Annotated in this window: 16 protein-coding genes and 1 tRNA gene; 9 read left to right on the forward strand and 8 right to left on the reverse strand. The window is 72.5% G+C overall.

The window, feature by feature from the left end; genetic code table 11:
- Positions 1-21 precede the first annotated feature (21 nt).
- Positions 22-786, reverse strand: coding sequence for an ABC transporter ATP-binding protein (locus OG906_RS20500; protein WP_329448077.1), 765 nt, complete (start codon positions 784-786; stop codon positions 22-24).
- A 558-nt stretch (positions 787-1,344) separates the two neighbouring features.
- Here OG906_RS20500 and OG906_RS20505 point away from each other — a divergent pair.
- Together OG906_RS20505 and OG906_RS20510 are read left to right on the forward strand one after the other, a co-directional pair.
- A tRNA-Leu gene (locus OG906_RS20505) sits at positions 1,345-1,426 on the forward strand.
- Between the two features lie 752 nt (positions 1,427-2,178).
- On the forward strand, positions 2,179-3,039 hold the full coding sequence (locus OG906_RS20510) for a Bax inhibitor-1/YccA family protein (RefSeq protein WP_329444743.1): 861 nt from the start codon (positions 2,179-2,181) through the stop codon (positions 3,037-3,039).
- Positions 3,040-3,190: 151 nt separating this feature from the next.
- Here the strand turns inward: OG906_RS20510 and OG906_RS20515 are convergent, their stop codons facing one another.
- Positions 3,191-3,421, reverse strand: a complete 231-nt coding sequence (locus OG906_RS20515; protein ID WP_053681451.1) for a DUF4287 domain-containing protein — start codon at positions 3,419-3,421, stop codon at positions 3,191-3,193.
- A gap of 98 nt (positions 3,422-3,519) precedes the next feature.
- On the opposite strand from OG906_RS20515, the gene OG906_RS20520 reads away from it, so the two are divergent.
- Complete coding sequence (locus OG906_RS20520; protein ID WP_329444745.1) at positions 3,520-3,900, forward strand: hypothetical protein; 381 nt, start codon at positions 3,520-3,522, stop codon at positions 3,898-3,900.
- On the opposite strand, the gene OG906_RS20525 is transcribed toward OG906_RS20520, so the two are convergent.
- From OG906_RS20525 to OG906_RS20535, 3 genes are all read right to left on the reverse strand, one after another.
- Positions 3,884-4,690, reverse strand: coding sequence for a hypothetical protein (locus OG906_RS20525; RefSeq protein WP_329448078.1), 807 nt, complete (start codon positions 4,688-4,690; stop codon positions 3,884-3,886). The genes OG906_RS20520 and OG906_RS20525 overlap by 17 nt on opposite strands.
- A gap of 510 nt (positions 4,691-5,200) precedes the next feature.
- A complete protein-coding gene (locus tag OG906_RS20530; protein ID WP_267796185.1) occupies positions 5,201-6,421 on the reverse strand; it encodes an acetyl-CoA C-acetyltransferase in 1,221 nt (406 codons plus the stop codon).
- Between the two features lie 222 nt (positions 6,422-6,643).
- Positions 6,644-7,693, reverse strand: a complete 1,050-nt coding sequence (locus OG906_RS20535; RefSeq protein WP_329444747.1) for an SGNH/GDSL hydrolase family protein — start codon at positions 7,691-7,693, stop codon at positions 6,644-6,646.
- Positions 7,694-7,827: 134 nt separating this feature from the next.
- Between OG906_RS20535 and OG906_RS20540 the strand changes: the two genes are divergently transcribed.
- Entirely contained in the window at positions 7,828-9,210 is a 1,383-nt protein-coding gene (locus OG906_RS20540) for a cystathionine beta-synthase (RefSeq protein ID WP_329448079.1), read from the forward strand.
- A gap of 586 nt (positions 9,211-9,796) precedes the next feature.
- Here the strand turns inward: OG906_RS20540 and OG906_RS20545 are convergent.
- Positions 9,797-10,156 (reverse strand): hypothetical protein, encoded by a 360-nt coding sequence (locus OG906_RS20545; RefSeq protein WP_329444749.1) that lies wholly within the window; start codon positions 10,154-10,156, stop codon positions 9,797-9,799.
- Between the two features lie 145 nt (positions 10,157-10,301).
- On the opposite strand from OG906_RS20545, the gene OG906_RS20550 reads away from it, so the two are divergent.
- Entirely contained in the window at positions 10,302-11,147 is an 846-nt protein-coding gene (locus OG906_RS20550) for a MurR/RpiR family transcriptional regulator (protein ID WP_329444751.1), read from the forward strand.
- A gap of 30 nt (positions 11,148-11,177) precedes the next feature.
- Here OG906_RS20550 and OG906_RS20555 read toward each other — a convergent pair whose 3' ends face one another.
- Positions 11,178-12,332, reverse strand: coding sequence for an FAD-dependent oxidoreductase (locus tag OG906_RS20555; RefSeq protein WP_329444753.1), 1,155 nt, complete (start codon positions 12,330-12,332; stop codon positions 11,178-11,180).
- 106 nt (positions 12,333-12,438) lie between these two features.
- On the opposite strand from OG906_RS20555, the gene OG906_RS20560 reads away from it, so the two are divergent.
- Entirely contained in the window at positions 12,439-13,011 is a 573-nt protein-coding gene (locus OG906_RS20560; protein ID WP_329444755.1) for a TetR/AcrR family transcriptional regulator, read from the forward strand.
- 19 nt (positions 13,012-13,030) lie between these two features.
- Here the strand turns inward: OG906_RS20560 and OG906_RS20565 are convergent, their stop codons facing one another.
- Positions 13,031-14,371, reverse strand: a complete 1,341-nt coding sequence (locus OG906_RS20565; RefSeq protein WP_329444757.1) for a diaminopimelate decarboxylase — start codon at positions 14,369-14,371, stop codon at positions 13,031-13,033.
- A 104-nt stretch (positions 14,372-14,475) separates the two neighbouring features.
- Here OG906_RS20565 and hutU point away from each other — a divergent pair, with 104 nt between their 5' ends.
- The 3 genes from hutU to OG906_RS20580 are packed head-to-tail and all read left to right on the forward strand — an operon-like array spanning position 14,476 to position 18,721.
- Complete coding sequence (hutU, locus tag OG906_RS20570; protein ID WP_267796178.1) at positions 14,476-16,155, forward strand: urocanate hydratase; 1,680 nt, start codon at positions 14,476-14,478, stop codon at positions 16,153-16,155.
- A 35-nt stretch (positions 16,156-16,190) separates the two neighbouring features.
- Positions 16,191-17,381, forward strand: coding sequence for an allantoate amidohydrolase (locus OG906_RS20575; protein ID WP_267826142.1), 1,191 nt, complete (start codon positions 16,191-16,193; stop codon positions 17,379-17,381).
- Positions 17,372-18,721, forward strand: a complete 1,350-nt coding sequence (locus OG906_RS20580; protein WP_329444760.1) for a formimidoylglutamate deiminase — start codon at positions 17,372-17,374, stop codon at positions 18,719-18,721. The genes OG906_RS20575 and OG906_RS20580 overlap by 10 nt, the downstream gene beginning before the upstream one ends.
- Positions 18,722-18,743 lie beyond the last annotated feature (22 nt).

Genomic DNA, 18,743 nt, shown 5'->3' on the forward strand with positions numbered 1-18,743 from the left:
GGACGTGCGGAGGGCGGTCCCTCAGCTGGTGCGGCCCTTGGCGTCGAAGGCCTTCATGCGGTCGAGCACCCCGTCGGCGGTCGGGTCGATCATCTCGTCGACGATCCGGCCGTCGGCGAGGAAGATGACGCGGTCCGCGTAGGAGGCGGCGACCGGGTCGTGGGTGACCATGACGACGGTCTGGCCCAGCTCGCGGACCGAGTTGCGCAGGAAGCCGAGGACCTCGGCGCCGGAGCGCGAGTCCAGGTTTCCGGTCGGCTCGTCACCGAAGATGATCTCGGGGCGGGAGGCGAGGGCGCGGGCGACCGCCACGCGCTGCTGCTGGCCGCCGGAGAGCTGGGTCGGGCGGTGCCCGAGCCGGTCGGAGAGACCGACCATGGAGATCACGGAGTCCAGCCACTGCTTGTCGGGCTTGCGGCCCGCGATGTCCATGGGGAGCGTGATGTTCTCCAGGGCGGTCAGCGTCGGCAGCAGGTTGAACGCCTGGAAGATGAAGCCGATCTTGTCCCGGCGCAGCTGCGTCAACTGCTTGTCCTTCAGGGAACCCAGCTCGACGTCGCCGATGCGCACGGAGCCGGCCGAGAAGGTGTCCAGACCGGCGACGCAGTGCATCAGCGTCGACTTGCCGGAGCCGGACGGGCCCATGATCGCGGTGAACTGGCCGGCGGCGAAGTCGACGGACACGTTGTCCAGCGCGACCACCTGGGTCTCGCCCTGGCCGTACACCTTGGAGAGCTGGGTGGCGCGGGCGGCCACGGCCTGGGTGGTGTGCGGGGCGTAGTTCATGGTGGTCACGGGGACTCCTGTCGAGCATGGGTGCTGCGGTGTGGCGGGACCCTTCCATCCTCGCCGCGCACCACCCCGCTCCGGATCAGCCGAGGTGCCCGTTCATGGGCCCACTGGAGTCTGATCGCCGGCGCGGGGTTCTCCTCCTCTGGTATGACAGGGGCGGCCGGGGAACGGGGCCTCGCCGGCGCCCCCGGGCGGGCCCGGGGGCCGCTCCGGAACGCCTTGCGGTGCCGGGGGAGCCTCTCGCGGATCTCTCGGGGATCTCTCGGGGTCGGCCGTCCGCCGACCACCGCGCCGGCCGTTGCGGGGCGCGGGGGTGGTCCGGGGTGGCGGGCCGGTGGCGACCGGGTGGCGTGCGGCGGCGAAATCCCGTCATTCCCATCGCGGGGGTGATCGTCGTCGGGAAGGTGCCGACAACGCCTTATCGGGCCTGACGGGCTCTCAAGCGCCAATAAAATCAGACAACATCGGGCAGAAGCCCAGGTCGGGGCAGGGGCGTTCCGGATAGGCTCGACGCAGCGTTGAAGGCTTTTTCCACGGGGGCCGCCACGCCCTGCCCGGATGGTGGAATGCAGACACGGCGAGCTTAAACCTCGCTGGCCCTCGGGCCGTGCCGGTTCAAATCCGGCTTCGGGCACGACCACGCTCTGTGCGGACGGGAAACACGCGAACGGCGGGAGTGCCCTGGGGGCGCACCCGCCGTCGTGCTGTCCGGGGCGCGGACGCGGACGCGAATGCGATCATCCGAGGGCCCGACTCCGCCCGCCACGAGCCCCGTTGGCGGTCCTGCCGGACGGGACGTCGGGGGCGTCCGTGAGTCCGTTCGCCGGCGGGGCCGTTCCTTCGCGAGTCCGTCGTGAGTGCGCCGCCAGTGCGCCGTGAGTCCGGCGTGGTCCGTTCGTTCGAGGAGATATCGCCCAACGCCCGCAGCCGTGACGGTGGTTGGGCGCCCGCCGGCCCGGAGTGTGTCGGGGGCGTGGCGAGATGCCTCGGCCCGGGGTGTGTCGGGTGAATGCGGGCGGGCGCGGAGGTGGCGCGGAAAGGCGGCCTTTCGGGAGTGCCGGAATGTCCCGCGATTCGTGAGACGGCGATTAGCCGGGCGTTTCGGAGCGGGGATATCGGGCGATACGCGGGGCGCGCGGATCAAGGGCGGAGCGAACCGGCGACCGGCCCGCTCCGGAAGGGCGTGACGGCCGGTCCGCAGACGCCGGAAGCCTTGCGGCCGTAAGCTCCGACGTCCTGGTCGCCCCGCGCGGGCCAGGCGTCCCGCTTGCCCTCTTCGGGCTCCTGTGAGAGGGGGAAAGATCCTCCTCCAGCAGTAGGGTGATTCCTTTGCGAGCGCATTACTCTTGTTGCTAAGGCCGCGCACGGTGGCCATGGAGGAGTGAGATGAGGAGCAGTAACCCGGTCTTCTCGCGACGGGGGTTCAGCCGCGACAACGGCGGCTACGCGGGCTTCGACGCGCAGCAGGCGCAGGCGCAGGCCGGGACCGCGACCAACCCGTACGCGACGAACCCTTACGCCGCAGACCCCGCCACGGGGATGCCGCAGGCGCCGGTGCGTTCCGGTGCGATGACCATCGACGACGTCGTGAGCCGTACGGCCATGACGCTCGGCGTGCTCACGCTCACCGCGACCATCGCCTGGCTCGCCCTGCCGGTCGACGCGGCCAACCTGAACAAGTCGTACGGCATCGCCGTCGTCGCGATGCTCATCGCGTTCGGCCTGGCGCTCGTCCAGTCCTTCAAGCGCAAGGCCTCGCCGGCGATCATCCTCGCCTACGCGGCCTTCGAGGGCGTCTTCCTCGGTGTCATCAGCGCCGCGGTCAGCACCTACATCGGCTCCGGCGTGGTCATCCAGGCCGTGCTCGGCACGCTCTGCGTGTTCGCCGGCGTGCTGTTCGCGTACAAGATGCGCTGGATCCGCGTCACCCGCCGCTTCTACGGCTTCGTGATGGCCGCTGCCATGGGCTTCATGCTGCTCATGGTCGTCAACCTGCTCTTCTCGGTCTTCTCGGGCGGCGACGGCCTGGGCTTCCGCAGCGGCGGCCTCGGCATCCTGTTCGGTGTCATCGGCATCATCCTCGGCGCCTGCTTCCTCGCCCTCGACTTCAAGCAGGTCGAGGACGGCGTGACGTACGGCGCCCCGCGCGAGGAGGCGTGGCTGGCGGCCTTCGGCCTCACCACGACCCTGGTCTGGATCTACCTGGAGATGCTGCGGCTCTTCTCGATCCTCTCCGGCGACGACTAGTCGTACCGGTCACCCGCCCGGGCGAACGCCCACACGGCATCAGGAAGGCCCCGCGAGCACTCCGCTCGCGGGGCCTTCCCGTGTCTCGTGGGGGATACGGAGCCGGTCGGGGACTCGGGACGGGGGCAGGGGCAGGGACGGTGACGGGGGTTCAGCCCAGTCTGCGGGCGGCCCTGCGCAGGTCGTACTCGTGGATGATCGCCTTGGCCTGGCCGTACGACAGTTCGTGCGCGCCGCGCAGCCAGCTCACCTTCTCCTCGAACCGGACGAGGGAGGGACCGTCGTCCACGGTGCGGAGCCAGTCGGAGAGTTCACGACCGGTGGTCAGGGGGATTCTGTCGATCATGTTGCGGTGTGTCTGCTCGGAGAACTCTACGGACATGGGCGCCTCCGGAGGTATCGCCGTGTTCTCTTCACGACACCGTGCCTCAGCGTTCGCTCGTTGGCAATGGTGCCCGGGCGGCGCGTAAGGTCGGCCGGGTGCTCGATACCTCGCCCCTGACCCTCGTGGTCGAACGTTTCGCCGACCGGCTGCGGGCCGCACCGCAGAGCCGACTCCAGCGCGGCGCCGCCGCCGAGGCGCTGGAACTGGCCCGCGAGTTGGCCGTACGGGCCCAGCGGCTGGAGAGCGCCGCAACCGCCGCAGGCGCCGCGGGAGCGGGGGCGGCTCCGGAGCGCGTCGTGCCGGACGCGGGCATCTTCGTCGTCGGGGACCAGGTGGCGGTCGCCGGCCTGGACCTCGCGGAGGCGCTGCGCGCCACCACCGCCGCACCCGCCCCGGACGACGCGAAGGCCCCGTCCGCGATGCTGGACGAGGCCGTGCGACTGGTGGAGCAGGCGGAGATCAGAGCGATGCGATGACGCGGTCCGCGAGGATGTACACGTTGCTGTCGGGGTCCTCGGTGTCACCGCAGGAGAAGGTCAGCGCGTAGGCGCCGGAGATTCCCGAGCCGCCCAGCAGGACCGGCGCGGTGCCCGAGCGCAGGGCCTCGGAGAGCCGCTCGGCGGTCTCCCGGTGCCCCGGGGTCATACAGAGCGTGGTGCCGTCCGTGAAGACGTACACGTCCAGGGTGCCCAGCGGGCCCGGACGGACGTCCGCGAGGGCCGTACGGGCCTCCGCGAGCTCCTCCAGGCGGTTCACCGTGCGCTCGTGGTCCGCTCCCGGGTGGGAGGCCTGCACGGGCACGAAATCGGGGTGCGAGGGGTGGCGCCGGCGGGCCGCCGCCAGCTCGGGGGAGTCCTCGGGGTACTCGTCGAGGAGCTCGTCGCCCAGGAGCGGCTCCAGGCCCACCATGTCCGCCTGCCGGGGCAGGAAGACCGGGTTCTCCTCGCCGAGGCCCGGCAGACCGCCGAGCAGCGAGGGGGCGTCGGCGGCGTCACGGGCCTCCTGCGCGGCCCAGAAGGCCCGCGCCTCGGCCAGCTCGCGCTCGCGCTCCTCGGCGAGGGCTTCGGCCACGGCGGCTCGTATCTCCGACGCGGGGGACTCGACGGCGCTGCGGGCGTGCGGGACGGTCGCACCGCGCGGGTGCGAGGACACGACGAGCTCACCGCGCAGGGCCGTGACCTGCTTTCGCAGTCCGTGTACGGCGTGCAGCGCAGCGGCGCCCACGGCCGTGGCAGCGGCCGTGGTCAGCAGCAGGGCAAGAGACATGGCGCTCACTGACTAACTCCCGGTTGATTCGATCCCCCGACTTCCTACATCAGCTTGACCTCTGCTGGGAATGGCAGGCAGTGCATTACGTCATGAATTGGACAGGTCTTTGGACCCTGGGGCGTGTGGTGGGTAGGGCCTGACCTGCACAAATGCCAAACCCCCGGGACAAAGGTCACATCCTGGGGGAGATTCGGTCACAGCTCGGCCGCGACGGGATTAGATTCGGCGTCAGTACGACGGGCGGCATCCGGTCGAAATCCTTACGGCGCTTGGGCCCCGGGCTTGATCAGGTATGCGCCGGCCCGCATGGGGAGCCTTCGAGGCCGTCGCGCAGCGTTCCGAGGCCACTACGGCAGGGCCTGACCGCTTTTCGCCCCCGACCCGCTTCGAGCGCCCCCACCGGTGACCGGGACGGAGCGAAGGGGCCCCCTCGACACGAAGGGGCCCCGGGTTCGTCGCCACGGGCCGGTGGGTCGTCTCCGACGGACCGCTACCCGCCGCTCCGGCTCAGCTCAGACGCTCGATCACCATGGCCATGCCCTGGCCGCCGCCCACGCACATCGTCTCCAGACCGAACTGCTTGTCGTGGAACTGCAGGCTGTTGATCAGGGTGCCGGTGATGCGGGCACCGGTCATCCCGAACGGGTGACCGACGGCGATGGCCCCGCCGTTGACGTTCAGCTTCTCCAGCGGGATCTCCAGGTCCCGGTAGGAGGGGATGACCTGGGCCGCGAAGGCCTCGTTGATCTCGAACAGGTCGATGTCGTCCACCGTCAGGCCGGCCCGCTTCAGGGCCTGCTTCGACGCCTCGACCGGGCCCAGGCCCATGATCTCGGGGGAGAGGCCGGTGACACCGGTGGAGACGATGCGGGCCAGCGGGGTCAGGCCCAGCTCGCGCGCCTTCGTGTCGCTCATGATCACCAGCGCCGCGGCGCCGTCGTTCAGCGGACAGCAGTTGGCGGCCGTGACCAGGCCGTCCGGGCGGAAGACGGGCTTCAGACCCTGGACGCCCTCCAGCGTGACCCCGGCGCGCGGCCCGTCGTCGGTGGAGACGACCGTGCCGTCCGGGGTGGTGACCGGGGTGATCTCACGGGCCCAGAAGCCGTTCTTGACGGCTTCCTCGGCCAGGTTCTGGGAGCGGACGCCGAACTCGTCCATGTCCGCGCGGGTCACGCCCTTGGCGCGGGCCAGGTTCTCGGCGGTCTGACCCATCGCGATGTACGCGTCCGGGACCAGGCCGTCCTCGCGCGGGTCGTGCCACGACGCGCCCTCGCTCTGCGCGACGGCCGCGGTACGGGCCTCGGCGTCGGAGAAGAACGGGTTGTGCGTGTCCGGCAGGCCGTCCGAGGAGCCCTTCACGGACCGGGAGACCATCTCGACGCCCGCCGAGATGAACACGTCGCCCTCGCCCGCCTTGATGGCGTGCAGCGCCATGCGGGAGGTCTGGAGCGAGGAGGCGCAGTAGCGGGTGATCGTCGTGCCGGGCAGGTAGTCCATGCCCATCTGCACGGCCACGATGCGGCCCAGGTTGTGGCCCTGCTCGCCGCCGGGAAGGCCACAGCCGAGCATCAGGTCGTCGATCTCGCGCGGGTCCAGCCCGGGAACCTTGGCGAGCGCGGCCTGGATCACCGTGGCGGTCAGGTCGTCCGGGCGGACGTCCTTGAGGGACCCCTTGAAGGCGCGCCCGATGGGCGAGCGGGCGGTGGAAACGATGACGGCTTCGGGCATCGGGGCTCCAAGGGGGTGCGTTGCGGCTCATGTCGGACCGCATGTGAAGTTACCGGCCCGTACGGTCGAGGTCACCGGCCTCGGCATGTGATGAGGGCCGCACTGCGCTCACGACGGGCCCCGCGGACCGGATCCGCACGCCGTGCCCGACCGGACCCCGAGCCGGTCGGAGGCCCGCCAGGACCCAGGTCAGGGGCCCGGCAAGACCCTGAAACGGGCTGCCTACGCGCCCGTCCAGCTGCCGGAGAGACCCGCCGGGGCCTCCCCCTCGCCCGGCTGGCCGATGTCCGGATCGGTCGGCACCCGCCGCCGACGCCGGTGCTTGAGCAGGGCCCACGGGCCCCGGGCCGCCGTGACCTCCGTACCGGCCTCGTCCGCCGCGGCGGACGCCGCCTTCGCCACCGGCAGCATGTCCTCGTCGCGGGAGACGTCGAGGCGGTCGGACTCCGGCCACAGACCCAGCGCCGCGCACAACGTCGGCAGCACGGCCATCGCGGCGGTCGCGTACCCCTCCGCCGACGGGTGGTAGGAATCCGGGCCGAACATCTCACGCGGGTTCGCCGCGAACTCGGGACCCAACAGGTCCCCCATCGAGACCGTACGGGCGCCCAGGGCGAGGACACCGATCGTCTGCGCGGCGGCCAACTGGCGCGACACCCGCCGGGCCAACATGCGCAGCGGCTGGTAGACGGGCTCGATCGTGCCCAGGTCAGGACAGGTGCCGACGACGACCTCGGACCCCGCCAGCCGCAGCCGACGCACGGCCGCGGTGAGCAGCCGGACCGACTGGGTGGGCGGCATCCGGCGCGTCACGTCGTTCGCACCGATCATGATCACGCAGACGTCCGGGGCCGGCGCGCCCGACTCCACTCCGTCGAGGAGGAGACCCACCTGCCGGTCGAGATCGTCCGACATGGCCCCCGACAGGGCCACGTTGCGCAGCTCCACCGGCCGCTCCGCCACCGCCGCCAACCCCGACGCCAGCAGGGCGCCCGGGGTCTGCCGGGCCCGCCGCACCCCCAGCCCGGCCGCCGTGGAGTCGCCCAGCATGCCCATCCGCAGCGGCCCCGGGCTCAGCTCGGGCCCGCCGAACTCACTCCCGTACAGGCCGTCCGCACGCGGCGGATCCGGCAGACCGGTGCCCACCGTCCGCTTCGCGAACTGGACCTCCGCCAGCACCAAACCCACCGCGGCGGCCCCGACGAGCCCGAGCCCGCCCCCGCCGTACGCCGCGCCCGCCGCGATCCGGCGGGCCGTCCTCGCCCTGGACACCCTTCAAGCCACCTCGCTTCCGTGCCTGGCCTCGAAGACCTACCTGCCCCGTAGTGCCGGTCGGTCAATCCCTTTCCGCATACTCTGGCCGGACCTCCCGGAGAACCCGTGGAGTCCCCTCCTTGGAGAACATGGTGCAATTCCACGACTCGATGATCAGCCTCGTCGGCAACACCCCGCTGGTGAAGCTCAACCGCGTGACCGAAGGGCTTCAGGCGACCGTCCTGGCCAAGGTCGAGTACTTCAACCCCGGCGGTTCGGTCAAGGACCGCATCGCCGTCCGGATGATCGAGGCCGCCGAGCAGAGCGGTGCCCTCAAGCCCGGTGGCACCATCGTGGAGCCGACCAGCGGCAACACCGGTGTAGGACTCGCCATCGTGGCCCAGCAGAAGGGCTACAAGTGCATCTTCGTCTGCCCTGACAAGGTGTCCATGGACAAGATCAATGTGATGCGCGCGTACGGCGCCGAGGTCGTGGTCTGCCCGACCGCCGTCGACCCCGAGCACCCGGACTCCTACTACAACGTGTCCGACCGCCTCGCGCGCGAGCCCGGCGCCTGGAAGCCCGACCAGTACAGCAACCCGAACAACCCCCGTTCGCACTACGAGACCACCGGCCCCGAGCTGTGGGACCAGACGGACGGGAAGATCACCCACTTCGTCGCGGGCGTCGGCACCGGCGGCACGATCTCCGGCACCGGCAACTACCTCAAGGAGGTCAGCGGCGGCCAGGTCAAGGTCATCGGCGCCGACCCCGAGGGCTCCGTCTACTCCGGCGGATCCGGCCGCCCCTACCTCGTCGAAGGCGTCGGCGAGGACTTCTGGCCGACCGCCTACGACCCCAACGTGACCGACGAGATCATCGCGGTGTCCGACAAGGACTCCTTCCAGATGACCCGCCGCCTCGCCAAGGAAGAAGGCCTCCTCGTCGGCGGCTCATGCGGCATGGCCGTCGTCGCCGCGCTGCGCGCCGCCGAAGGCCTCGGCCCGGACGACGTCGTCGTCGTCCTGCTCCCCGACAGCGGCCGCGGCTACCTCAGCAAGATCTTCAGCGACGAGTGGATGGCCGGACACGGCTTCCTGGAGGAAGCGGGCCCCTCCGCCCGCATCGGCGAGGTCCTCAAGGACAAGGACGGCGGCATCCCCTCCCTCGTCCACATGCACCCCGAGGAGACCGTCGGCGAGGCCATCGAGGTCCTGCGCGAATACGGTGTCTCGCAGATGCCGATCGTCAAGCCGGGCGCCGGCCACCCCGACGTCATGGCCGCCGAGGTCATCGGCTCCGTCGTCGAGAAGGAACTCCTGGCGGCGCTCTTCGCCCAGCGGGCCTCCCTCGGGGACCCGCTGGAGAAGCACATGAGCGCCCCCCTGCCGCAGGTCGGATCCGGCGAACCGGTCTCCGAACTGATGGCCGTCCTCGGCGAGGCCGACGCGGCGATCGTGCTGGTCGAAGGCAAGCCCACCGGCGTCGTCAGCCGCCAGGACCTCCTGGCGTTCCTCGCCAAGGGCGCGAAGTAGGCAGGACGCGCAAACGGTACGGGCCCGACACGTGACGGCAGCACCGGCTTAACACGGACCCGGCACAGTGGTGGTTGTCGGCGAGAACGCGAAACGCTCCTCGCCGGCCCACCGACTGGTGTCGGACCGGCTCCGGAGCGGCTCCCGGACCGAGACGACGCCATGGACGCGGACGGCCCTGACCCGGCCCGTGTCCATCGCGGGGACCGCCGTCGTCCCGCCCCCGGGCAACCGGGGTGCGGCGGTCCCCGCGCTTACGCTCCTGCTTTTGCGGGCTCGGTTCGCCTCCGGGGCGCCTGCAGCCCGACTCACAGACTCCCCCCCTTTTGCGGGCTCGGTTCGCCTCCGGGGCGCCTGCAGCCCGACTCACAGGCTCCACGTGCTCATACCGCTCGTTCCTCGCGGTCTTCCGCGCGAGGAGCCTGTTCCCCGGGCGCGCCCCTTCGGCTCACTCGCCGTCTTGCTGGGGGGCTCGGTTCGCCTCCGGGGCGCTTGCAGCCCGACTCACAGGCTCCACGTGCTCATACCGCTCGTTCCTCGCGGTCTTCCGCGCGAGGAGCCTGTTCCCCGGGCGCGCCCCTTCGGCTCACTCGCCCTTGGAGCGGAGGGACTTGGTCGCGTGGACGAAGTTCACCGCCACGATGCCCGCCCACGCCACCAGCAGGCCCTTGAACCCGGTCTGGACGGCGGCGATCGCGGAGAGCGGGATCGCCAGCACCAGCGTGATGATGGCGAACCCGAAGCGTTCCCCGAAGTTGGTGTCCGAGGGCGCCGCGCGGTGGTCGCCGCGGGCCGCCGCCAGACGTTCCTCGGCCAGGCGCCGGCGCAGCTGGACGTCCACCTTCTCGACGAACGAGTCCACCAGCGCGGACTCGTACTCGGGCCCCAGCTCCCGTCGCGCGTCCAGCGTCGCGTCGAGTTCCTTCTTCAGCTCTTGGCGCTCCATGCCCCCAGGCTAGGCAGCGCGGGCGCCCCCGGCACTGGGGCTAGCCCCCGTCTCGCGGAGCGGCCGGCGGCTTGCCGTCCTGCATAACCGCATGCAGAGTGCTCGGTGACTGAATATTCACCGGGACGGGGACGGAGGGGACGGGATGAACGACAGCCCGGCCGCGCGGCTGCAGAAGCTCTTCGAGGGGCACCGGCTGACGCCGACGCAGCGGCGGATCGCGCACTGCATGGTGCGCGGGGCGGCGGAGGTGCCCTTCCTGTCGAGCGTGGAGCTGGCGGAACTGGCCGGGGTGAGCCAGCCGTCCGTGACCCGGTTCGCGGTGGCGCTCGGCTTCGACGGGTACCCGGCGCTGCGCCGACACCTGCGCGAGGTGGCGCCGCCCGCCGGGCAGGGCGAGGGCGGCAGCGCCGACGCGTACAACGAGTACCAACAGGCCGTCCAGGGCGAGATCGAGAACCTGCGCCGGCTGTCGGCGATGCTCGCCGATCCCGCGCCGGTCGTGGAGGCGGGGCGGCTGCTCGCGGGATCGACCCCGTTGCCGGTGCTCGGTCTGCGGGCCGCGTCCTCGCAGGCGCGCGGGTTCGCGTACTTCGCCGCCAAGGTCCACCCCGACGTGCGGCTGCTCGACGAGGGCGGCTCCATGCTGGCCGACCGGATCGACGCGGCCGTGACCGCCGGGGCGTCGGCGCTGCTGTGCTTCGCGTTGCCCCGGCATCCGCGGGAGGTCGCGGAGGCGCTCGAACACGGGCGGGCGGCCGGGCTGACCGTGGTGACGGTCGCCGACTCGGCGTTCGCCCCCGTGGCCCGCCACAGCGACCTGCTGATCCCGGCGCCGGTCGGAACCGGGCTGGCCTTCGACACGGCGTGCGCGCCGATGCTGCTGGGCCGGGTGCTGCTGGAGGCGATGGCGGACGCGCTGCCGGACGCCCAGGCACGCCTGGAGGCCTTCGACGCCCGGGCCGCGGCGCGCGGGCTGTTCGTCGAGTAGGGACATGCGGAGGTCGGGCGGGGCCTGCGCTCAGCGGTAGTCGAGCTCGGCGAGCTCGGTGGCGAGACGGTTGCGCAGCACCGGGACGCGACCCAGGACGGGCAGCGCGGTGTTGCGCACGGCCCGCAGGGCCGGATTGCGGGTGGTCGCGATGCGGGTCATCCGGTCGGTGAAGGCCACCACCCGCAGGGCGACGGGGCGGCGCGTCGCCTCGTACGCGTCCAGCCGGCCGTTGGTCAGGGCCCGGCCGAGGGCGTGGGCGTCCTGGATGCCGGTGTTCATGCCCTGGCCGCCGGCCGGGCTGTGCACGTGGGCGGCGTCCCCGGCGAGCAGGATCCGTCCGGCCCGGTAGCGGTCGGCGACCCGGTGGTGGACGTGGAACCGGGAGGACCACAGGACCCCGGTGACGCGGGCCTGTCCGGGCGCGCGGTCGTCCAGGAGCGCCTGGACGAAGCCGAGTTCCGGTTCGGCGGGCGCCCGGTCCACGGTGGCGACGATCCGGTAGCGCCGGCCGTCCTCGCCCGGCAGCGGGGCGACCACGGTCAGTCCGGCCGCGCCGAAGGTCAGCGACACCTCCCGGCGGCCCGGCGCCCAGTCCATGGTGACGTCGGCGAGGGCGAAGGACTCCTCGTACGAGCTGCCCGTGAAACCGATCCCGGCCGCCTCGCGGACGACGCTGTGCATCCCGTCGGCGCCCACGACGTGGTCGGCGCGCAGGGTCTCGCCGGTCGCGGTGGTCAGGGTGACGCCCTGCTCGTCCTGGGTGACCTCGGTGACCTCGTACGGGCGGTGGACCTCGCCGCCCAGCACGCGCAGCCGGTCGAGCAGCACCGCCTCGGTCTCGTACTGGGGAACCATCAGCGCGTACGGGTGGGCGGTCCGCAGCCCGTCGAAGGGGATCGCGGTCAGGACGCGGGCGCCGTCGCGGATCCGGAACCGGGTGACGGGGATGCCGCGGCCGATCAGTTCGGCGCAGAGCGCGCCGGACGGGTCCAGCTCGTCGAGGACCTCCAGGGTGCGGGCGTGGACGACGGCGGCGCGGGAGGTGTTGGCGCCTTCCGCCTGCCGGTCCAGGAGCACGAAGTCGATGCCGGCCCGGGCGAGGGTGACGGCGAGCGCGAGGCCGGTCGGGCCGGCGCCGACGACGGCGACCTCGGTGCGGGCGGGGAGTGCGGGTCGGGTCACGGGATGCCTCCTCCGGGATGCCAACGGTTGTTGGCCAACGTCTGTTGACTTCAGGGTGCGCCTGCTTCGGTGGCATGTCAACGATCGTTGGCCTACATTCGTTGACATGGCAGCACACGAGGTGGGGAGCAGGGGCGCGCAGACCAGGGCGGCGATCCTGCGGGCGGCGCGCGAACGGTTCGCCGCACAGGGGTACGAGCGCACGACGATCCGGGCCGTCGCCGCCGACGCGGACATCGACCCGTCGATGGTCATGCGGTACTTCGGCAACAAGGAGAAGCTGTTCGACGCGGCCCTGGCCGTGGACCTGCGCTTGCCGGACCTGGGCGCCGTGCCGGAGTCGGACCTGCCGCAGGCGCTGGTGCGCCACTTCGTCGAGCGGTGGGAAGGCGACCCGTCCGACGACGCGCTCCTGGTCCTGCTGCGCTCGGCCGTCACCAACGAACGGGCCGCGCAGCGGATGCGGGACACGTTCGCCGGGCAGGTCGCGCCCGCGCTGGCCGCCGTACTGGGCCCGGAGCGGGCGGCGCGGGTGGCCGGCCTGGTCGCCGCCCAACTGCTCGGGCTGGGCCTGGCCCGCTACCTGCTGCGGCTGCCGGGGGTGGTGTCGCTGAGCGCGGACGCGGTGATCGCCGGACTGACCCCGGCGGTGCGCGCGACGCTCGCCGAGGCAGGCTGACCCCCGGACCCCCGCGGTTTCAGAGGAGGGCGTCCGGGTGCGCGCCGCCCGCCTCGGCGACGATCGCGGACAGCGGCTGCGCCGGGCGGACCGGGGTGAAGCGGACCGCTCCGGCGGCGTCCACCGTGAAGCCGTGGATCGCCGGTCGGGGGAGGCTGTTGTAGCCGTGGTGGGCGGTGAAGAAGTACGCGCCGGTGTCCGGGACGGCGATCAGGTCCCCCGGGGCCAGTTCCGGCAGCTCCCGCGCCGTGGCCAGCAGGTCCCCCGCGAAACAGGCCGGGCCCGCGACGTCCTGGGGGACGGGGGTGCCGGTCTTCGGGAGGCCCTTCGCGTCGTACGGGAGGATCCGCAGCGGCCACGCCGCCGGGGCGTACACCGTGCGGGTGGCGACCTGGACCCCGGCGTGCGTGACGGCGATGGGGCGGCCGCCGGTCGCCTTCGTGTACTCCACCCGTGCCAGGACGAGCCCGTGCTTGGCCGTCAGTGAGCGGCCGAACTCCGTGACCAGGCCGTAGGCGCCCGAGAACAGGCCGGGCGCGGCGGACCGCAGGGCCGCCACGTACTGCGCGTACGTCGGGGTCTCGGCGTCCGAGGAGAAGTTCACCGGCAGGCCGCCCCCGATGTCGAGGGTGTCGACCTGGCGGCGCCCGGCCGCCGCGTTGATCTCCTCGGCCAGGGCGTACAGCTCCCGCACCCCCTCCGCGATCAACGGCAGGGGCACGCCCTGGGAGCCCGAGTGGGTGTGCAGCCGGGTCAGCCACGGCCGGTCCGCGTACGCCCGCAGCAGCCACTCGCGCGCGCCCGGGTCGCGCAGCGGGACGCCGAACTTCGAGGTGGCCGTGGCCGTGGACAGGGCGTCGATGGCGCCCGCGCCGGTCTGCGGGTTGATCCGTACGCCGATCGGGGAGCGGGTGGGGGCGGCCGCGACCAAGGCGTCGATGCGGCGCAGCTCCTGCCCGTTGTCGGCGTTGACGGAGATGCCCAGGGCGAGGGCCTCGCGGAGTTCCGCCGGCGTCTTGGCGGGGGAGTCCAGCACGATGTGTTCCGCCGCGACCCCGGCCGCCCGGGCCAGGGCCAGCTCGCCGGGGCTCGCCACCTCGCAGCCGACCCCGACCGAGGACAGCAGCCGGAGCACGGGCACCAGGGGGCAGGCCTTCACCGCGAAGGCGTGCAGGACGGGGACGCCGGCCGGCAGGGCGTCGGCGAACGCGCGGGTCAGGGCGCCGGCCGACGCGCGGATCCCGGCGGTGTCCAGCAGGCAGACCAGCGGTTCCGCATCGAGGAGGCCCTGCCGCGCGGCGGCCCGTACGGCCCGGTCCCGGCGGGTGGCGGCGCTCTGCGCGTGCGTGTCGGCGGCCATGTCCGCCATCCCATCATCCGACGGGGCCGGCCGCAGCTGTTGACTGAATCTATTCAGGACGCGAGGATGTGAATGGATTGACCCACACCGGAGGAGGCACCGCCATGTCAGGACCCCGCCCCGTACGGGCCGCGCGAGGCACCGAACTCAGCACCCTGGGATGGCAGCAGGAGGCCGCGCTGCGGATGCTCCAGAACAACCTCGACCCCGAGGTCGCCGAGCACCCCGACAAGCTCGTCGTCTACGGCGGCACCGGCAAGGCCGCGCGCGACTGGCGCTCGTACGACGCCATGGTCCGCACCCTGCGGACCCTGAAGCAGGACGAGACGATGCTCGTCCAGTCCGGTCGCCCCGTCGGCGTGATGCAGACCCACGAGTGGGCGCCGCGCGTCCTGCTCGCCAACTCCAACCTGGTCGGCGACTGGGCCAACTGGGAGGAGTTCCGCCGCCTGGAGCACCTCGGCCTCACCATGTACGGGCAGATGACCGCCGGCTCCTGGATCTACATCGGCACCCAGGGCATCCTCCAGGGCACCTACGAGACCTTCGCCGCCGTCGCCGCGAAGAAGTTCAACGGCACCCTCGCCGGCACCATCACCCTCACCGCCGGTCTCGGCGGCATGGGCGGCGCCCAGCCGCTGGCCGTCACCATGAACGACGGCGTCGCGATCTGCATCGACGTCGACCCGCGCGCCATCGACCGCCGCATCGAGCACCGCTACCTCGACGTCAAGGCCGACAACCTGCGCCACGCGCTCCAGCTGGCCGTCGAGGCCCGCGACGCCCGCAAGCCGCTCTCCATCGGCCTGCTCGGCAACGCGGCCGACCTGCTGCCGCAGATGCTCGCCGAAGGCGCCCCGATCGACATCGTGACGGACCAGACCTCCGCCCACGACCCGCTCGCCTACCTCCCCGTCGGCGTCGACTTCGACGACATGGCGGACTACGCGGCCAAGGACCCGGCGGGCTTCACCACCCGCGCCCGCGAGTCCATGGCCACGCACGTCGAGGCCATGGTCGGCTTCATGGACGCCGGCGCCGAGGTCTTCGACTACGGCAACTCCATCCGCGGCGAGGCCCAGCTGGCCGGCTACGACCGCGCCTTCGCCTTCCCCGGCTTCGTCCCCGCCTACATCCGCCCGCTGTTCTGCGAGGGCAAGGGCCCCTTCCGGTGGGCCGCCCTGTCCGGCGAGGCCTCGGACATCCACAAGACCGACAAGGCGATGCTGGAGCTCTTCCCGGAGGCCGATTCTCCTCAAAACGCGTCCCTGCACCGCTGGATCAAGATGGCCGGCGAGCGCGTCCACTTCCAGGGCCTGCCCGCCCGCATCTGCTGGCTCGGCTACGGCGAGCGCGACAAGGCCGGCGAGCGCTTCAACGAGATGGTCGCCGACGGCACCCTGGCCGCCCCGCTGGTCATCGGCCGCGACCACCTCGACTGCGGCTCGGTGGCCTCCCCGTACCGCGAGACCGAGGCCATGCTCGACGGCTCCGACGCCATCGCGGACTGGCCGCTGCTCAACGCCATGGTCAACGTCGCCTCCGGCGCGTCCTGGGTCTCCATCCACCACGGCGGCGGCGTCGGCATGGGCCGCTCCATCCACGCCGGCCAGGTCACCGTCGCGGACGGCACGAAGCTCGCCGGCGAGAAGATCCGCCGCGTCCTGACCAACGACCCGGGCATGGGCGTCATCCGCCACGTCGACGCGGGCTACGACATCGCCGAGTCGGTGGCCGACGACCGCGGCGTCCGCGTCCCCATGCGCGAGGGCGACGACGCGTGAGCGACCACCCCGCCGGGGCGACCTCGTTCCACTCCATGTGGGACGAGCTCGCCCCCATCGGCCGGCACGCCGACTCCGGCGGCTACCGCCGGCACGCCTGGACCGGCGCCGACGCCGACTGCCGCACCTGGTTCCAGGCCCAGGCGCAGGCTCGCGGCCTCACCTACGAGACGGACCGCAACGGCAACCAGTGGGCCTGGCTCGGCGACCCCCTCGCGGGCGACGCCGTCGTCACCGGCTCGCACCTGGACTCCGTCCCCGACGGCGGGGCCTTCGACGGCCCCCTCGGCGTGGTGTCCTCCTTCGCGGCCCTGGACGAACTCCGCCGCAGGGGAGCGGAGTTCTCCAGGCCCCTGGCCATCACCAACTTCGGTGACGAGGAAGGGGCCCGCTTCGGCCTCGCCTGCGTCGGCTCCCGCCTCGCGGCCGGGCAACTGACCAAGGAGAAGGCGTACGAGCTCCGCGACGCGGACGGGATCACCCTGCCCCGCGCCATGGAGGCCGCCGGGTACGACCCCGAGACGATCGGCGCCGACCCCGAGCGCCTCGCCCGCATCGGCGCCTTCGTCGAACTCCACGTCGAACAGGGCCGGGCCCTGGACCTGTCCGGGGACCGGGTCGGCATCGCCTCCGCGATCTGGCCGCACGGCCGCTGGCGCTTCGACTTCCACGGCGAGGCCAACCACGCGGGCACCACCCGCCTCGTCGACCGGCGCGACCCGATGCTCACGTACGCGGCGACCGTGCTGGCCGCCCGCACCGAGGCGGCCCTCGCCGGCGCCGTCGCCACCTTCGGGAAGATCGCCGTCGAGCCCAACGGGGTCAACGCCATCCCCTCGCTGGTCCGCGGCTGGCTCGACTCGCGCGCCGGCGACCAGGCCACCCTCGACACGGTCGTCACGGCCATCGAGAAGGCCGCCCGCGAACGCGCCGACCAGGACGGCATCGACCTCGACATCGTCCGGGAGTCCTTCACCCCGGTCGTCGAGTTCGAACACGCCCTGCGCGACGAACTCGACCGGATCCTCGGCGGATCCCTGCCCGTCCTCGGCACCGGGGCGGGACACGACGCGGGAATCCTCTCCGCCGCCGTCCCGACCGCGATGCTGTTCGTACGGAACCCGACCGGCGTCTCCCACTCCCCGAAGGAGTTCGCCGCCGAGGACGACTGCGTGGCCGGAGTCCTGGCCCTCGCCGACGTACTGGAAGGACTCGCGTGCAGGTGACCGCGGACAAGACGTACTGGCTGGAACACGCCTGGCTCGGCACCCACGTCGAGCCGGGCGTCGCCCTGGACGTGGACGCCGACGGGCGGATCGCCGCCCTGCGCACGGACACCGCGACCCCGCCCCCCGGGGCGGAGGTGCTGCGCGGCCTCACCGTCCCGGGCCTGGCCAACGCGCACTCCCACGCCTTCCACCGCGCCCTGCGGGGCACGGTCCAGGTCGGCAGCGGCACCTTCTGGACCTGGCGCGACTTCATGTACAAGGTCGCCCAGAACCTCACCCCCGACAGCTACTTCGCGCTGGCCCGCGCGGTGTACGCGGAGATGGCCCTGGCCGGCATCACCCACGTCGGCGAGTTCCACTACGTCCACCACGCGCCCGGCGGCGCCCCCTACGCCGACCCGAACGCGATGGGCGAGGCACTGATCGAGGCCGCCGCCGCGGCCGGCATCCGCATCACCCTCCTCGACACCGCCTACCTCTCCTCGGGCTTCGGCAAGGCACCCGAACCGCACCAGCGGCGGTTCTCCGACGGCACCGCCGACGCCTGGGCCGAACGGGTCACCGCCCTCAAGCCCCGCGCGCACGCCCGAATCGGCGCCGCGATCCACTCGGTGCGCGCGGTGCCCGCCGACCAACTGGCCACCGTCGCCCGCTGGGCCGAGGAGCAGCGGGCACCCCTGCACGTCCACCTCTCGGAACAGACCGCCGAGAACGACGCCTGCCAGGCCGCCCACGGCCGCACCCCCACCCAACTCCTCTCCGACCACGGCGTGCTCGGCCCCCGCACCACCGGCGTCCACAACACGCACCTCACCGACACCGACATCGCCCTGCTCGGCGGAACCTCCACCGGCACCTGCATGTGCCCCACCACCGAACGCGACCTCGCCGACGGCATCGGGCCCGCGACCCGCCTCCAGCACGCCGGCAGCCCGCTCTCCCTCGGCAGCGACAGCCACGCCGTCATCGACCTGCTCGAAGAGGCCCGCGCGATGGAGCTGAACGAGCGGCTGCGCAGCCGCACCCGCGGCCACTGGACCGCGCACGCGCTGCTCTCCGCCGCCACCGAGGACGGGCACGCCGCCCTGGGCCTGCCCGACGCGGGCCGGCTGGAGATCGGCGCCCTCGCGGACTTCACCACGATCGCCCTGGACTCCGTACGCACCGCCGGACCGCTGCCCCGCCTGGCCGCCGAGACCGCCGTGTTCGCCGCGTCCGCCGCCGACGTCCGCCACACCGTGGTGGGCGGCCGGCACGTGGTCCGCGACGGGGCACACACCCTGGTCGGGGACGTGGCGGCCGCCCTTTCCGAGTCGATCGCAGCCGTCCGAGGCTGACCGGCCGAAAGATCCGGGGCGG

Origin of the sequence: Streptomyces sp. NBC_01426 (genome assembly GCF_036231985.1) — a bacterium.
In the GTDB taxonomy this organism is placed as follows: domain Bacteria; phylum Actinomycetota; class Actinomycetes; order Streptomycetales; family Streptomycetaceae; genus Streptomyces.

Excerpts from the sequence above, each read along its gene's own strand:
- OG906_RS20500 (WP_329448077.1), bottom strand. The coding sequence starts at position 786 with ATGAACTACGCCCCGCACACCACCCAGGCCGTGGCCGCCCGCGCCACC.
- OG906_RS20510 (WP_329444743.1), top strand. The coding sequence starts at position 2,179 with ATGAGGAGCAGTAACCCGGTCTTCTCGCGACGGGGGTTCAGCCGCGAC.
- OG906_RS20515 (WP_053681451.1), bottom strand. The coding sequence starts at position 3,421 with ATGTCCGTAGAGTTCTCCGAGCAGACACACCGCAACATGATCGACAGA.
- OG906_RS20525 (WP_329448078.1), bottom strand. The coding sequence starts at position 4,690 with ATGTCTCTTGCCCTGCTGCTGACCACGGCCGCTGCCACGGCCGTGGGC.
- OG906_RS20530 (WP_267796185.1), bottom strand. The coding sequence starts at position 6,421 with ATGCCCGAAGCCGTCATCGTTTCCACCGCCCGCTCGCCCATCGGGCGC.
- OG906_RS20545 (WP_329444749.1), bottom strand. The coding sequence starts at position 10,156 with ATGGAGCGCCAAGAGCTGAAGAAGGAACTCGACGCGACGCTGGACGCG.
- OG906_RS20550 (WP_329444751.1), top strand. The coding sequence starts at position 10,302 with ATGAACGACAGCCCGGCCGCGCGGCTGCAGAAGCTCTTCGAGGGGCAC.
- OG906_RS20560 (WP_329444755.1), top strand. The coding sequence starts at position 12,439 with ATGGCAGCACACGAGGTGGGGAGCAGGGGCGCGCAGACCAGGGCGGCG.
- OG906_RS20565 (WP_329444757.1), bottom strand. The coding sequence starts at position 14,371 with ATGGCCGCCGACACGCACGCGCAGAGCGCCGCCACCCGCCGGGACCGG.
- hutU (WP_267796178.1), top strand. The coding sequence starts at position 14,476 with ATGTCAGGACCCCGCCCCGTACGGGCCGCGCGAGGCACCGAACTCAGC.
- OG906_RS20575 (WP_267826142.1), top strand. The coding sequence starts at position 16,191 with ATGTGGGACGAGCTCGCCCCCATCGGCCGGCACGCCGACTCCGGCGGC.